Annotated in this window: 13 protein-coding genes; 6 read left to right on the top strand and 7 right to left on the bottom strand. The window is 64.4% G+C overall.

Annotated elements, in window-relative coordinates; translation table 11 throughout:
* Positions 1 to 74: 74 nt before the first annotated feature.
* The 7 genes from FJ930_RS21685 to FJ930_RS21655 all read right to left on the bottom strand — a co-directional run bounded on the left by FJ930_RS21685 (position 75) and on the right by FJ930_RS21655 (position 7016).
* Complete coding sequence (locus tag FJ930_RS21685) at positions 75 to 1073, bottom strand: ABC transporter ATP-binding protein (RefSeq protein ID WP_141840036.1); 999 nt, start codon at positions 1071 to 1073, stop codon at positions 75 to 77.
* A 67-nt stretch (positions 1074 to 1140) separates the two neighbouring features.
* Positions 1141 to 2196 carry a Gfo/Idh/MocA family oxidoreductase gene (locus tag FJ930_RS21680; protein WP_141840035.1) on the bottom strand — a complete coding sequence of 352 codons (1056 nt, stop codon included), beginning with the start codon at positions 2194 to 2196 and terminating at the stop codon, positions 1141 to 1143.
* 4 nt (positions 2197 to 2200) lie between these two features.
* Positions 2201 to 2668 carry a DUF4304 domain-containing protein gene (locus FJ930_RS21675; RefSeq protein WP_141840034.1) on the bottom strand — a complete coding sequence of 156 codons (468 nt, stop codon included), beginning with the start codon at positions 2666 to 2668 and terminating at the stop codon, positions 2201 to 2203.
* Positions 2665 to 3504 (bottom strand): carbohydrate ABC transporter permease, encoded by an 840-nt coding sequence (locus FJ930_RS21670; RefSeq protein ID WP_141840033.1) that lies wholly within the window; start codon positions 3502 to 3504, stop codon positions 2665 to 2667. Before FJ930_RS21670 ends, FJ930_RS21675 begins: the two co-directional genes overlap by 4 nt.
* 10 nt (positions 3505 to 3514) lie before the next feature.
* On the bottom strand, positions 3515 to 4444 hold the full coding sequence (locus FJ930_RS21665) for a sugar ABC transporter permease (protein WP_140612555.1): 930 nt from the start codon (positions 4442 to 4444) through the stop codon (positions 3515 to 3517).
* A gap of 350 nt (positions 4445 to 4794) precedes the next feature.
* Complete coding sequence (locus FJ930_RS21660) at positions 4795 to 6054, bottom strand: ABC transporter substrate-binding protein (protein ID WP_140746922.1); 1260 nt, start codon at positions 6052 to 6054, stop codon at positions 4795 to 4797.
* 2 nt (positions 6055 to 6056) lie between these two features.
* Positions 6057 to 7016 carry an N-acetylmuramic acid 6-phosphate etherase gene (locus FJ930_RS21655; protein ID WP_141840032.1) on the bottom strand — a complete coding sequence of 320 codons (960 nt, stop codon included), beginning with the start codon at positions 7014 to 7016 and terminating at the stop codon, positions 6057 to 6059.
* Positions 7017 to 7214: 198 nt separating this feature from the next.
* On the opposite strand from FJ930_RS21655, the gene FJ930_RS21650 reads away from it, so the two are divergent.
* The 6 genes from FJ930_RS21650 (at position 7215) to FJ930_RS21625 (ending at position 14362) form a co-directional block, all read left to right on the top strand.
* A complete protein-coding gene (locus FJ930_RS21650; protein ID WP_141840031.1) occupies positions 7215 to 8093 on the top strand; it encodes an N-acetylglucosamine kinase in 879 nt (292 codons plus the stop codon).
* Entirely contained in the window at positions 8090 to 8872 is a 783-nt protein-coding gene (locus FJ930_RS21645) for a GntR family transcriptional regulator (protein WP_140612565.1), read from the top strand. The genes FJ930_RS21650 and FJ930_RS21645 overlap by 4 nt, the downstream gene beginning before the upstream one ends.
* Positions 8869 to 9903, top strand: a complete 1035-nt coding sequence (locus FJ930_RS21640; protein WP_141840030.1) for an SIS domain-containing protein — start codon at positions 8869 to 8871, stop codon at positions 9901 to 9903. The genes FJ930_RS21645 and FJ930_RS21640 overlap by 4 nt, the downstream gene beginning before the upstream one ends.
* Positions 9900 to 11072, top strand: a complete 1173-nt coding sequence (gene nagA / locus FJ930_RS21635; RefSeq protein ID WP_141840029.1) for an N-acetylglucosamine-6-phosphate deacetylase — start codon at positions 9900 to 9902, stop codon at positions 11070 to 11072. Before FJ930_RS21640 ends, nagA begins: the two co-directional genes overlap by 4 nt.
* A gap of 10 nt (positions 11073 to 11082) precedes the next feature.
* On the top strand, positions 11083 to 12195 hold the full coding sequence (locus tag FJ930_RS21630) for an NAD(P)/FAD-dependent oxidoreductase (RefSeq protein WP_141840028.1): 1113 nt from the start codon (positions 11083 to 11085) through the stop codon (positions 12193 to 12195).
* Positions 12196 to 12268: 73 nt separating this feature from the next.
* Positions 12269 to 14362, top strand: a complete 2094-nt coding sequence (locus FJ930_RS21625; RefSeq protein ID WP_141840041.1) for an ABC transporter ATP-binding protein/permease — start codon at positions 12269 to 12271, stop codon at positions 14360 to 14362.
* Positions 14363 to 14371: the final 9 nt, after the last annotated feature.

Below are 14371 nucleotides of genomic sequence, written 5' to 3'. Positions count from 1 at the left end.
TCTTCCAACACCCCTCATCCGTCTCGGCGCTGCGCGCCGATCCACCTTCTCCCACAAGGGGAGAAGGTCAGGCTCTACTTTATCGTCGTCCCATCCGCTCCAAACCGATAGGTCTTGGCCGGATCCGGCGTCGCATAGAGCGTCGCACCCGGTTCGGCGTCATACACACCGAATATCCGCACGGTGATCAGCCCGGCCTTTTCGCAATCGAGATAAAGGTTGGTGTCGGCGCCGAGATGCTCGGCGTGCACCACCGTGCCCTTCCAGGCGCCTGATTTCGGATCGACCGTCAGATGTTCGGGCCGCACGCCGATCGTCTTGGCCCTCTCGCCAAGCCTGGCGCCGTCGATGAAGTTCATCTTAGGCGAGCCGATGAAGCCGGCGACGAATTCGTTTGCCGGCGAATTATACAGCTCCATCGGGCCGCCGATCTGCTCGATCCGGCCGGCATTGAGCACCACGATCTTGTCGGCCAGCGTCATCGCCTCGACCTGATCGTGGGTGACATAGATCATCGTCGCCTTCAGCCGGCGGTGCAGCTGTGCAATTTCCAGCCGGGTGTTGACGCGGAGCGCCGCGTCGAGGTTCGACAGCGGCTCGTCGAACAGGAACAGCTTGGGCTCACGCACCACGGCGCGGCCGATGGCGACGCGCTGGCGCTGGCCACCGGAGAGTTCGGCCGGCCGCCTTTCGAGATAGGGTTCCAGCGACAACATGGAGGAGGCGATGCCGATGCGGCGGTCGATCTCGGCGGCCGGCGTGCTCGCCTGCTTGAGCCCAAGGCCCATATTGTTCTTCACCGTCAGATGCGGATAGAGCGCGTAGGTCTGGAACACCATGGCGATGCCGCGTTTCGCGGGCGGCGTGACGGAGACGTCCTCGCCATCGATCAGCACACCGCCCGAGGTCGAATCCTCCAGGCCTGCAATGACCCGTAGCAAGGTCGACTTGCCGCAGCCGGAGGGACCGACGAAGACGACGAATTCACCATCCGTCACTTCCAGATCGATACCTTTCAGCACCTCGACCGGCCCAAATGCCTTCTTCACATTTTCGATCTTCAGCGAGCCCACGGCGATCCTCCAAATTCGTAAGCAGGCGCCAGGGCGCTACGCGCGATCGTCGATGGCGATCCGTATGTCAAAGCCTCACCGCCTTCCCGCCGCGTACGCTCTCGTCGGCGGCAAGGCAGACGGCGAGCGACTTGACCGCGTCGTCCATATGGCGGGTCAGGTCCAAATCTTCGCGGATAGCCTTCAGCACGAAAGCCTGTTCGAGATCGCAGAGATCCTGATGACCGGGTTCGCCCGCCATCGACAACATCTCGTCCGGCCTGGCGAATTTGCCGTCCGGTCCGGTCGCCGCGCTATGCAGGCGAATGGTCGAGGTCTTGGTGTGGGTGTCGATGTCGTCGGACTTCACGCCCTCCTTCATGACGATCGAGACGCAGCCGTTCGGCGAGATGACGTCCTTCACGAAGAAGGCCGTCTCGGAAATCATAGGACCCCAGCCGGCCTCGTACCAGCCGACCGACCCGTCGTCGAACAGCACCTGCAGATGGCCGTAATTGTACATCGACGGCGCGACCTCTTGCGTCAGCCGCACGCCCATGCCGCGCACCTCGACCGGCCTGGCGTCGGTGATCTGCAGCATGACGTCGAGATAGTGGACGCCGCAGTCGACGATCGGCGAGGTCGTCTGCATCAATTGCTTGTGCGTCTCCCAGGTATGGCCAGAGGATTGCTGGTTGAGGTTCATGCGGAAGACGTAAGGGCCGCCGAGCTTGCGCGCCTCGGCGATCAGCCGGATCCAGGATGGGTGATGGCGCAGGATGTAGCCGATCACCAGTTTCTTGCCGTTGGCCTTGGCGGCCGCGACGACGCGCCTGGCGTCTGCCACCGTCGTTGCCAACGGCTTTTCGATGAAGACATGACAACCGGCCTCGAACGCCTTCACCGCATAGTCGGCATGGCTGTCCGAATAGGTAGCGATGCAGGCGACGTCAGGCTTCTCGTCACGCAGTGCGTCATCGAAGGACCGCCGGATGCCATAGCCCGACAGCCCGTCCGGCAGTGGCACGTCGGAGCGGTTGATCAGTGCGGCGATCTGAAAACCGGGATTGGTATGGTAGGCGAGTGCGTGGCTGCGGCCCATATTGCCGAGGCCGGCGACGACGACGCGAAGGGGTGCAGTCATTGGATCAATTTGCCTTTTCTTGTGCGCGGGCCATGAGCAATACCATCACGCGAGGCTCGCATTCATTCGCGACCCGCAAAGCCGCTTCCTCGCTGTCACAGCGGGACAAAAGCCCAAAACCATGGGCATCGACCCCCTCCTTGATCGCTGAAAGCCTTTGATTATCCGGCAATGGATACTCCAGGTTGAGAGCTTGCATTAACGTCTTTGACCGCTCGTCGCCCATTTGCGAATCCACTCGCCAACGGACGTGGCATTGGTGTTCTTTCGGCCGGCGCTCGGGCCCGAACCGCGTGAACCAGACAGCGGCGTTGAGATAGAACTGGGGTCCCCAGGCGGATTTCTGGAGGTTCAGCAAGCAGATCGTCTCCGGCCATTCCCGGTAGTAGTTCGTGGCGCGAGAGCCTCGAAATCCATATCGGCTTGCCGTCTCGGCCGGGGCTTGGACGATAATGTCTCGGCCCTCGCTCACTTGACGGCTCCGGAAGTAATGCCGCGGATCAGCTGCCGCGAGAAGATGACGTAGAGGATCAGCACCGGCAGGATCGCCAGCGACAGCGCCGCCAGGATGGCGTTCCAGTTGGTGACGAACTGGCCGAGGAAAAGCTGGGCGCCGAGCGTTACCGTCTTGGTCTCTTCCGATGGCGCCAGGATCAGCGGGAACCAGAGATCGTTCCAGATCGGAATCATGGTGAAGACGGCGACCGTCGCCATCGACGGCCGGACCAGCGGCACCACCAGGCGGAAGAAGATGGTGTATTCCGACAGGCCGTCGATGCGGCCGGCATTCTTCAGATCGTCGGACACCTGCTTCATGAATTCGGACAGGATGAAGACAGCCAGCGGCAGGCCTTGCGCGGTGTAGACCAGGATCAGCGCCGTCAGCGTGTTGACCAGTCCGCTCGCCACCATCAATTGCAGGATGGCGACGGTGGCAAGCCGGATCGGGATCATGATGCCGAGCGCCAGGTAGAGCCCCATCAGCGTGTTGCCGCGAAAGCGGTATTCCGAGAGGGCGAAGGCGGCCATGGCGCCGAACAGCAGGACGAAGAACAATGACCCGACAGTGACGACGAGGCTGTTCTGGAAATAGTGGAAGAAGTCACCCTGACCGATCACCGTGGTGTAGCCAATCAGGTCGAAGGTCTTCGGCGTCGGCGGCGTCAGCGGCGCGCCGAAAATGCCGGCGCGCGACTTGAACGAATTCATGATGACCAGGATCACCGGAAACAACGCGATCGCCGTATAGGTCAACAGGATCGCATGAGCGCCGATGGTGCGGGGCAGCGAACGGGTGGCGATGCTCATCTCATGCCCCTCAGAACTGGTAGCGACGCAGGCGCGTCTGGATAAGGAACAGGTAGACGCAGACACCACCGAGGATGATCAGGAACATGATGGTGGCGATTGTCGCTCCCATGTTGGGGTCGCCGACCTGCAACTGAAAGCCGAAGAAGGCGCGGTAGAGGAAGGTGCCGAGAATATCGGTCGAATAGTTCGGCCCGGCGAGCGCCCCTTGCGCGGTGTAGATCAGGTCGAAGGCGTTGAAATTGCCGACGAAGGTGAGGATCGAAATGATACCGATGGACGGCAGGATCAGCGGCAGCTTGATCTTCCAGAACTGCGACATGCCGGTAATCCCATCGCATTCGGCGGCCTCGAGCACCTCGTCGGGGATCGACAGCAGTGCGGCGTAGATCAGCATCATCGGGATGCCGATGAATTGCCACACCGAAACCAGGCTGAGCGCGGTCAGCGCGTATTGCTCCTTGCCGAGCCATGGCGTGAACAGGCTTTTCAGCCCGACGAAATCCATGAGATGCGGCGCCACGCCCCACAGCGGTGACAGGATGAGCTTCCAGGCAAAGCCGACGATGACGAAGGACAGGATGGTCGGCACGAAGATGGCCGTGCGGTAGAAGGCCGAGAACCTGAGCCTTGGGCTGGACAGGAGGGCAGCCAGCAGCACGCCGATCGGATTCTGCACCAGCATGTGGATGATGAAGAACCAGACATTGTTTCTCAGCGCATTCCAGAAATTCACCGACCAGTTGGGGTCGCCGAACAGCGTGCGGAAATTGTCCAGTCCGACGAAGACCTGGTGCTGCTCGATATTACGGAACAGCGACAGCTGCAGCGTGCCGGCGAGCGGCAGGATCATGATCGCCGTATAGACGAGCACGGCCGGCGCCAGGAAGACGGCGATGTGCCAGCGAAATGGTCTTTTGGGTCGTATTTCCGCGGCCATGAGTTCGGTCCCCACCGATCAAGGGTCTAGAGCGGTTCAGCGTTTGATAGAATCGTTAACCGGCTCTAACTCTTTGTTCTTACACAATCCCGGACGGAAAACCGCTACGCATTTTTCCTGGAATTGCTCTAGGCAATGCGTTCGACGGCAGCGCTGCCCCTCACCCTTACCCTCTCCCCATAAAGGGCGGGAGAGGGGGTCGCCAGCGTTGCGGCTCGTCCCTTCTCCCCGTCACTACGGGGAGAAGGTGCCGGCAGGCGGATGAGGGGCGGCGCCGTCGTTCGCAGTCGATGCTATCGGAAACAGCAGGGCCGCCCAGTTGGAACGGCCCTGCTCCGCTGCCTGAGCTCTTACTTCGCCGGATGATACCAGCTGTCGAGGCCGGTCTGCAGCTTCTTGGCCGCGGCTTCGGGCGTATCGGTGCCGTTGATGACGTTGGCCGATTCAACCCAGGTCTCGTTCTCGAGGTTCGGCGTGCCGCGCGACAGGATCTGGTAGGTCGAGCGGATCGTCGACTTGCACTTGCCGCGCCAGGAGACGAATTCCTGCGCCAGCGGATCCTGCATCTTCACCGGCGAGGAGTTCAGGCTGAAGAAGCCCGGCAGCGCGTTGGCGTAGATGGTGGCGAAATCCGGCGATGCCACCCAGGACAGGAAGGTCTTGGCCGCATCCGCGTGCTTGGAAGCCGCATTCAGGCCCATGCCGATATCGGTATGGTCCGAGATGTAGCAGGTGTCGCCAGCCTTTTCGACCGGCGGCGGGAAGGCGCCCATCTTGAACTGGGCCTGGGTGTTGAACAGGCCGATCTCCCACGAGCCGGCCGGGTAAATGGCGGCGCGGCCGAGCGTGAACAGGTTCTGGCTGTCCGGATAGGTCTGCGCCTCGAAGCCGTCGCCGAGATACGGCTTCCACTTGGCCAGTTCCTCGTAGGGAGCGACCCAGTCCTTGTCGGTCAATTTCTGATCGCCCTTGATGAGCGCCTTGCGGCCGTCCTCGCCCTTCCAGTAGTTGGGGCCGATGTTCTGGTAGCCCATGGTCGCGGCTTCCCAGAGGTCCTTGGTGCCCATCGCCATCGGGATGTAGGTGCCGTCGGCCTTGATCTTGTCGAGGGCGGCGAAGAACTCGTCGCGGGTCGTTGGGACCTTGATGCCGAGCTTGTCGAAGGCGTCCTTGTTATAGATGAAGCCATGGATGACCGAGGCCATCGGCACGCAGAAGCTCGACTTGCCGTCGTCGGTCTGCCAGGCCGACTTGGCGACGGGGGAGAAATTATCCATGCCGGGCAGCGAGGACAGGTCGGCGAGGTTGCCCTTCTTGAACAATTCAAGCGACTTGTCGAACGGGCGGCAGGTGATCAGGTCGCCCGCCGAGCCGGCGGCGAGCTTGGCGCCGAGGGCTGCGTCATATTCGGTCGGCGCCGATGGCGCGAACACCACCTTGATGCCGGGGTTCTTGGCTTCGAAGGCCGGGATCAGCTTGTCCTTCCAGATGGAGAGGTCGTCGCCGCGCCAGCTCTCGATGTTGAGCGTTACGTCCTCGGCGTGAGCCAATCCGGCCGAGCCGAGAATGCTGGTGCCCAGAAGCAGTGCCGTCAGTAGTTTCGTTGTCATGCTCAGTCTCCCTGTTGACCTTTTTCAGGTTCGGTTTTGATGAGAACCTGGGCTTTGGAGCCCTTGCTCCCCTCGATCGCCGAAAGGGCTGGCCGCAGCTTCTGGCCGGTCCCTTCCAGTATCTTCTGCGCCGCATCGGCGCTGTCGGCACCGGCGGCGAGCAGAATGGCTGTTTTGACGGCGCCGCCGCTCCTTTCGAGCAGCCGGGCCGCTTCGTCCCTGTCGCGCCCGCTGACGGCGGCGACGATGCGCGCCGCGCGGTCGCGCAGCTTGATGTTGTCGGCCGTGAGATTGACCATGTAACCGTCATGGACGTGGCCGAGATGGACGGCGGCCAAGGTCGACAGCATGTTGAGGGCGATCTTCTGCGCGGTGCCGGCACCCATGCGCGTCGAGCCGGCGATCACCTCAGGCGGCGTTTCGAGCAGGATGGCGGTTCCGGCCTGGCGAAGCAGGGCTGAATCACGATTGTTGGCAATGCCGATGGTCGCCGCACCGCGGCGGGCGGCTTCCTCGATGGCCCGCACCGCGTAGGGCGTCGTGCCGCTGGCGGAAAGGGCGATCAGGCAATCACCCGCGCCGATGCCGGCATTGGCGACCGCGGTCGCGGCCTCCTCGGTATCATCCTCGGGCCCGCCGGCCAGCGTCCTGAAAGCCTCGTCGCCGCCAGCCACCAGGATGGCGATGCGGTCGCGCTGAATGCCGAAGGTGCCAGGCAGTTCCAAGGCGTCGGCCAGCGCCATCAGGCCCGAACTGCCGGCCGCGGCATAGGCGAGCTTGCCGCCGCCACTCAACCGGCCAGCGATGATCTCCGCCGCCTTGGCGATGGCGGGAATGGCGTTTCGGACCGCCTTCGCGGCTTCGACCTGCGCATCCGCCAGCGAAACAAGGATGGCTTCGGGGGCCTGGATATCCAGCCCTTCGGCATTCCTGTGCAGCGCTTCGGTGCGCGTTTCGGCCATCCCTGCTCCTCCAATGCAGGAACAATACCAAAAAAATACCACTTGTCCACATGCATTAGTGGCTTCCCGGTCAGGAATTCGATGAGCCGGCGAAATGTGTAGGTTTTTCAATAAAATACGCCTTAATCTTTTTGAAACGGAAATTAATCCTTGGCTATTGGTATTTTATTGGTATTATCCGCCAGGAGGAGAAAACGCGTGAATTTCGTGCTCGGTATCGATGGCGGCGGCACCAGCTGCAGGGCCGCCCTTGCAACAGTGGACGGCACCGTCGTCGGCCGCGCCAAAAGCGGCGCCGCCAACATCCGCACCGACCTCACCGGCGCTCGGTCGAACATCGTCGAAGCCGCGCGGCAGGCATTCATCGCCGCCGGCCAGGATCCGGACCTGATCCCACGGACGCCAGCCATTCTCGGCCTTGCCGGCGCCAATGTCGGCACCTACCGGCAACAGCTTGAGGCGATCCTGCCATTCAGCACCAGCCGCGTCGAGACCGACGCGGAGATCGCGCTGGAGGGCGCCGTCGGCTCTGGCGACGGGGCGATGGCGATCCTGGGCACCGGCACCGCCTATATGGCACGCAGGAACGGCAAATCGCGCGCCATCGGCGGCTGGGGCTTCCAGGTCGGCGACCAGGGCAGCGGCGCCCGCATCGGCCGCGACCTCCTGGAACAGACGCTGCTGGCCTATGACGGTGTACGCGACCGCTCGCCGCTGATCGACGCTATGATGGCCATCTTCCGCGACAATCCCGAAGACGTCGTCGAATTCACCACCAACGCCAAGCCCGGCGATTTTGGCGGCTTCGCGCCCAAGGTGTTCGAACATGCCGGGAAGGGCGACGCCGTCGCCAACTGGATCGTCGACAAGGCGGTCGGCGATGTCGAGGCTTCGCTCGGCGCGCTCGGCCTTTCGGACGACGCGCCGCTCTGCCTGCTTGGCGGGCTGGCGCCGCTCTACGCGCCGCGCCTGTCGGCGCGCTACAAGGCGCTGCTGAGAGAGCCGCTCGATGACGCGCTGGGCGGTGCGGTGCAGATGGCGGCCCGCCTGTTCGCCAGGACGGAGGCGGCTCGATGAACGACGCCGCGGACCAGATCTTCGCCGCGCTGAAGCAATCGTCGCAAAGCGGCGCGCCGCTTTACCTGCAGCTCAGGAAAAGCATCGAGGACGCCGTCAACCGCGGCCTGATCGGGCCGGGCGACGCGCTGCCTTCGGAGCGCGACATCGCCACCAAGGCCGACATTTCCCGCGTCACCGTGCGCAAGGCGGTGCAGGATCTGGTCAAGGGCGGCATTCTGGTCCAGCGCCACGGTTCCGGCACTTTCGTGGCGCCGCGCATGGAGCGCGTCGAGCAGTCGCTGTCGCGGCTGACCTCCTTTACCGAAGACATGGCGCGGCGCGGCATGGCCGTGCGTTCGGCATGGCTCGACCGTGGCCTTTACGCGCCTTCGCCCGACGAGATGATGGTGCTCGGCCTGTCGTCGAGCGAACTGGTGGCGCGCGTGGCGCGCCTGCGCATCGCCAACGACACGCCGCTGGCGATCGAACGCGCCTCGCTGTCGGCCAGCGTGCTGCCCGACCCGGCGGGGATAGGCTCCTCGCTCTATGCTGCACTGGAATTGACCGGCAACAGGCCGGTGCGGGCGGTGCAGCGCATCTCGGCCGCCAATCTCGGTGACGGCGACGCGCGGCTGCTCGAAGTGCCGCCGGGCATTGCCGGCCTGCATATCGAGCGTATTTCCTATCTGGCGAGCGGCAAGGTGATCGAATTCACCCGCTCCATCTACCGGGGCGACGCCTATGATTTCGTCGCCGAACTGCGGCTGACAGGGCCTAGCGAAGAGGGCCGACCATGATTTCCAACCCCACGCATATGCAGCGCGAGATCGAGGAGATCCCGCAAGCCGTCGCCCGCCTGCTTGACGGTTCCGGCGCGGTGCTCGCCGAAGCCGGGCGCGGCATCAGGGAACGCGACCCGCATTTCGTCGTCACGGTGGCGCGCGGCTCGTCCGACCATGCCGCCACTTTCATGAAATATGCCGTCGAACTGACCGCGGGCCTTGCCGTCGCCTCGGTCGGCCCCTCGATCGCTTCGATCTATGGCCGCAAGCTCAGGCTTGACGGCGCGGCATGCCTGGCGATCTCGCAATCGGGCAAGAGCCCCGACATCGTCGTCATGGCCGAAACCGCACGGGCCGGCGGCGCGCTGACCATCGCCGTCACCAACACCGCCGACTCGCCGCTGGCGCGCGCCTCGGACTATGCGATCGACATACTGGCGGGGCCCGAGCGCAGCGTCGCGGCAACCAAGACCTTCGTCAATTCCGCCGTCGCCGGCCTCGCCTTGATGGCGCACTCCACCGGCGACGAAACGCTTCTCAAGGCTCTTGCCCGCTTGCCGGACCATTTCCGCGACGCGATCGCCTGCGACTGGATGAGCGTGTTGGCTGAGACCATCGAGAAGCAGAAGTCGCTGTTCATTCTCGGCCGCGGCCCGTCCGCGGCGATGGCCAACGAGGCGGCGCTGAAATTCAAGGAGACCTGCGGCATGCATGCCGAGGCCTATAGCGCGGCCGAAGTCATGCATGGCCCGCTGGCGCTGATCGGTCCCGACTTTCCGGTGCTGGCGCTGGCCGCGCGCGATGCGTCCGAGCCCTCCATCGCCGAAGCCGCCGACGGCCTGGCGGCCAAGGGAGCGCCGGTGTTCGTCACCTCCGCGCTTGCCAATAGCGCCACGCGCCTGCCGCATGTCGCCACCGGTCACCCGCTGACCGATCCACTGACGCTGATCGTCTCCTTCTACGTGTTCGTGGAGGCTTTCGCCCGTCATCGCGGCCTCGATCCGGACACGCCGCGCAATCTTCGCAAGGTGACGGAGACCGTATGAGCGACCGTTTTGCCTTGACTGGCGCCCGCATTTTCGATGGCGACGACTGGCATGAAGGCGCGGCGCTTGTCGTGCGCGACGGTCTCGTCGAATCCATCCTGCGCCAAGGCGCCCTGCCCGCCGATATCCGCACCATCGACACTGGCGGCGGCATGCTGGTGCCGGGCTTTGTCGACATCCAGGTCAATGGCGGCGGTGGCGTCATGCTCAACGACCACCCCGATGTGGCCTCGATCGAAACCATCTGCCGGGCGCACGCGCCGTTCGGCACGACGGCGCTGCTGCCGACGCTGATCACCGACACGCCAGCAATCACCGCCGCCGCGATTGCCGCCGGCGAAGCGGCCGCACGGCAAGAAGTGCCGGGCTTTCTCGGCCTGCATCTGGAAGGCCCGCATCTGTCGATCGCCCGCAAGGGCGCGCATGATCCGGCGCTGATCCGGCCGATGACCGACGCCGACCAGGCGTTGCTGATCGCGGCGCGGCAGAAGCTGCCGGTGCTGCTCACCACGATCGCGCCGGAATCCGTCGATCCGGCCCGCATTACGGCATTGGCCGGGGCAGGCATCATCGTCAGCCTCGGCCATTCGGACACCGGTTATGCGACGGCAAGGGCCTTTGCCGAAGCCGGCGCCAGCGTGGTCACCCATCTGTTCAACGCGATGAGCCAGATCGGCAACCGCGAGCCCGGGCTGGCGGGCGCGGCCATCGACATCGACACATTGTCCGCCGGGCTCATCGCCGACGGCATCCATGTCCATCCCGCGACGATCAGGATCGCGCTCGATGCCAAGCAGGGGCCTGGCAGAATCGTGCTGGTTACCGACGCGATGGCGACGATCGGCACGGACATGACCTCGTTCACGCTCAATGGCCGGACCATCTATCGCAAGGACGGCAGCCTGCGGCTCGCCGACGGGACGCTGGCGGGCGCCGACCTCGACATGATCTCGGCCGTGCGCTTCATGCACGGCGTCGTCGGTGTCGAGCTCGCGCAAGCCTTGCGCATGGCCTCGCTGTACCCGGCGCAGGCGATCGGCCAGTCGCATCGGCTTGGCCGCCTTGCCAACGGCACGGCGGCGGATATCGTCGCGCTGTCGGACGATCTTGACATAGGAAGCGTCTGGATCGGCGGCGACAAGGTGTTCGAGGCCGGCGCTTCCCGCTGAAGGCGAGGCCATGCAGACAATCGATTGTGTCGTCGCCGGAGCAGGCGTGGTCGGGCTTGCCGTTGCCAGGGCGCTCGCCTTGTCGGGCCGCGAGGTGGTGGTGGTCGAGCAGGCCGACGCGATCGGCACCGTCACCAGCTCGCGCAATTCCGAAGTCATCCATGCCGGGCTTTATTATGCACCGGGAAGCCTGAAGGCCCGGCTCTGTGTCGAAGGGCGCCGACGGCTCTACGCCTACTGCGCCGACCATAACATCGCCCATGCCCGCACCGGCAAGCTGATCGTTGCCAGCGAGCCCGGCCAGACTGACGGATTGCGGGCGATCCAGGATAATGCGGGGCGCTGCGGGGTGGACGATCTCGAGCTTTTGACGCGCGGCGAGGCCGAAAGCCTGGAACCGGCGCTGACATGCGCCGGCGCATTGCTGTCGCCATCGACAGGCATTGTCGACAGCCACGCGCTGATGCTGTCGCTGCGCGGCGACGCCGAAGCGGCTGGCGCATCCTTCGCCTTCCTGACCGCCGTTGCCGGAGCCACGATCGAGGCCGATGGGATCCGGATCGACACGCGCGACGCCAAGGGCGAGACCTTCGCCTTGAAGGCCGATGCCTTCATCAATGCCGCGGGCCTCGACGCACAGGCCGTGGCCGGCCGGATCGATGGCTTCCCGAGGGATCTCATCCCCCGGCAGTGGCTGGCGCGCGGGAATTATTTCGCCCTTCCAGGCCAGTCGCCCTTTTCGCGGCTGATCTATCCGCTTCCGGCCGGAGGTGGCCTTGGCGTCCATCTGACGCTCGATCTCGGCGGCAGTGCGCGCTTCGGACCCGACGTCGAGTGGATCGACCATGTGGATTACACGGTCGATCCGGGCCGAAGCGCCGTCTTCTACGAGGCGATCCGGCGCTATTGGCCCGCCCTTGGCGATGGCGCGCTGCAGCCGGCCTATGCCGGCATCAGGCCGAAGCTGTCGGGCCCCGGTCAACCCGCCGCCGACTTCGTGGTGCAGGGACCGTCCGATCATCGCGCGGGCCGGATCGTCAATCTGTTCGGCATAGAGAGCCCCGGCCTGACGGCAAGCCTGGCGATCGCCGACCATGTCGCCGGGCTGCTGTACCGGGAATGACAAGCGCTGTCGGGATTTGTCATCTCGAACAAACGCCATGAAACCTTTTGATTTCGAGGTCGTTGTCGGGCGTATGTCCGAGGCGAGACCCAAATCCAAACCGGCCGATGGCATCAAACCGCGCGAGCCCTTGAAGCCGCGTCGGGGAAAGCCACGACGCCAAAAGCCGCGCGACGAGAGGACGGGCGAAGAGAAGCCGCGCGAAAAAGAGCCCCGTGACAAGAAGGTGTCTACCGCCGAAGCGGCGTCCGAGGTTGTCGGCGTCGCCGCGCCCCCACCGCCGGATGCCGTCGAACCCGATCCGGAACTAACGCCCGAGGAGGCGGCTCAGGCGCGCAAGAAATACCTGCTGAGGCGATTCTGGATCAGCGGGCGCGGCTATTGGGGACGGCACGGCGACAGGCTCGCCTGGCCGCTGACGATCGGGCTGCTGGTCCTGATCGGTGTCAATGTCGGCTTCCAATACGGCATCAATGTCTGGAACCGCGCCATCTTCGACGCCATCGAGCAGCGCCAAGCCCATACGGTATACTTTCTCAGCGCCATTTTCCTGCCGCTCGTGGCGGGCAGCATCGGCCTCGTCGTCGCGCAGGTCTATCTGCGCATGACGATGCAGCGCCGCTGGCGCTCCTGGCTGACCACTTCGGTCATCGCGCGCTGGCTGGATCACGGCCGCTACTACCAGCTCAACCTCGTCAAGGGCGACCACCAGAACCCCGAGGCCCGCCTGTCGGAGGATCTGCGCGTCGCAACCGAGTCGCCCGTCGATTTCGTCGCCGGGGTCACTTCCGCCTTCCTGTCAGCCTCGACCTTCATCGTGGTGCTGTGGACGATCGGCGGGGCGCTGAGTTTTTCGCTTGGCGGCTCGACCATCACCGTGCCCGGCTTCCTCGTCATCACCGCAGTGGTCTACGCCGCGATCACCTCCACCTCGATGTTCATCATCGGCCGCAATTTCGTGCGGCTGTCGGAGGAGAAGAACCAGGCCGAAGCCGAATTCCGCTATGTGCTGACGCGTGTGCGCGAGAACGGCGAGAGCATCGCGTTGCTGGGGGGCGAGGAAGAGGAGAACAGCGGCATAGACAAGACTTTCGCCGGCGTGCTGAAGCGATGGGCGCGGCTCACCGGCCAGCATATGCGCACCGCACTGGTCTCGCAGGGCTCGAGCCTGTTCGCCCCTGTCGTGCCGGTGCTGCTGTGCGCGCCAAAATTCCTCGAAGGCTCAATGTCGCTCGGGCAGGTGATGCAGGCGGCTTCCGCCTTCGCCATCGTGCAGGGCGCCTTCGGATGGCTGGTCGACAACTACCCGCGCCTTGCCGACTGGAATGCCTCGGCCCACCGCATCGCCTCGCTGATGATGTCGCTCGACGGGCTCGAGCGCGCCGAGCAGAACGACGAACTGGGGCGCATCAAGCACGGCGAGACCAAGGGCGATGCGATGCTCAGCCTCGACAATCTCTCCGTGACGCTCGACGATGGCACCTCCGTGGTCAAGGAAACCGAGGTGGTGGTCGAACCGGGCGAGCGGGTTCTGGTGTCCGGCGAATCCGGCTCGGGCAAGTCGACGCTGGTGCGGGCGATCGCCGGCCTGTGGCCATGGGGCAGCGGCAGCGTCAATTTCCACCCCGACCGGCGGCTGTTCATGCTGCCGCAGCGCCCCTACATCCCGACCGGTACGCTGCGCCGCGCGGTCGCCTATCCCGCCGCCGCCGACAACTGGGCGACAAAGCAGATCAAGGCCGCCCTCGGCAAGGTTGGCCTGGGCTACCTTGCCGAACGGCTCGAGGAAGAAGCCCCATGGGACCAGACCTTGTCTGGCGGTGAAAGGCAGCGGGTCGCCTTCGCGCGCCTCTTGCTGCACAGGCCCGATATCGTCGTGCTGGACGAGGCGACCTCGGCGCTGGACGAAAAGAGCCAGGACCAGATGATGAAGACGGTGATCCACGAATTGCCCGATGTCACCATCATCAGCGTGGCGCACCGCGCCGAGCTTGAAGCCTTCCACACCCGCAAGATCACCCTGGAACGGCGAAAGGACGGCGCAAAACTGGTCAGCGACATCGACCTTGCGCCGCGCAATCGCAAACGCAGCCTGTTCCAGCGTGCCTTGTGGGGCTCCGGTGCCGGAAGTAAGGTGCGGCTATCCTGGCGATCCCAGAAAAAGTGAAGCGGTTTC

Source organism: Mesorhizobium sp. B2-4-15 (assembly GCF_006658505.1).
Classification (GTDB): Bacteria; Pseudomonadota; Alphaproteobacteria; order Rhizobiales; family Rhizobiaceae; genus Mesorhizobium.
This window is presented reverse-complemented; position numbering and strand designations above follow the sequence as displayed.

Excerpts from the sequence above, each read along its gene's own strand:
- FJ930_RS21680 (WP_141840035.1), bottom strand. The coding sequence starts at position 2,196 with ATGACTGCACCCCTTCGCGTCGTCGTCGCCGGCCTCGGCAATATGGGC.
- nagA (WP_141840029.1), top strand. The coding sequence starts at position 9,900 with ATGAGCGACCGTTTTGCCTTGACTGGCGCCCGCATTTTCGATGGCGAC.
- FJ930_RS21640 (WP_141840030.1), top strand. The coding sequence starts at position 8,869 with ATGATTTCCAACCCCACGCATATGCAGCGCGAGATCGAGGAGATCCCG.
- FJ930_RS21655 (WP_141840032.1), bottom strand. The coding sequence starts at position 7,016 with ATGGCCGAAACGCGCACCGAAGCGCTGCACAGGAATGCCGAAGGGCTG.
- FJ930_RS21645 (WP_140612565.1), top strand. The coding sequence starts at position 8,090 with ATGAACGACGCCGCGGACCAGATCTTCGCCGCGCTGAAGCAATCGTCG.
- FJ930_RS21660 (WP_140746922.1), bottom strand. The coding sequence starts at position 6,054 with ATGACAACGAAACTACTGACGGCACTGCTTCTGGGCACCAGCATTCTC.
- FJ930_RS21630 (WP_141840028.1), top strand. The coding sequence starts at position 11,083 with ATGCAGACAATCGATTGTGTCGTCGCCGGAGCAGGCGTGGTCGGGCTT.
- FJ930_RS21665 (WP_140612555.1), bottom strand. The coding sequence starts at position 4,444 with ATGGCCGCGGAAATACGACCCAAAAGACCATTTCGCTGGCACATCGCC.
- FJ930_RS21625 (WP_141840041.1), top strand. The coding sequence starts at position 12,269 with ATGTCCGAGGCGAGACCCAAATCCAAACCGGCCGATGGCATCAAACCG.
- FJ930_RS21670 (WP_141840033.1), bottom strand. The coding sequence starts at position 3,504 with ATGAGCATCGCCACCCGTTCGCTGCCCCGCACCATCGGCGCTCATGCG.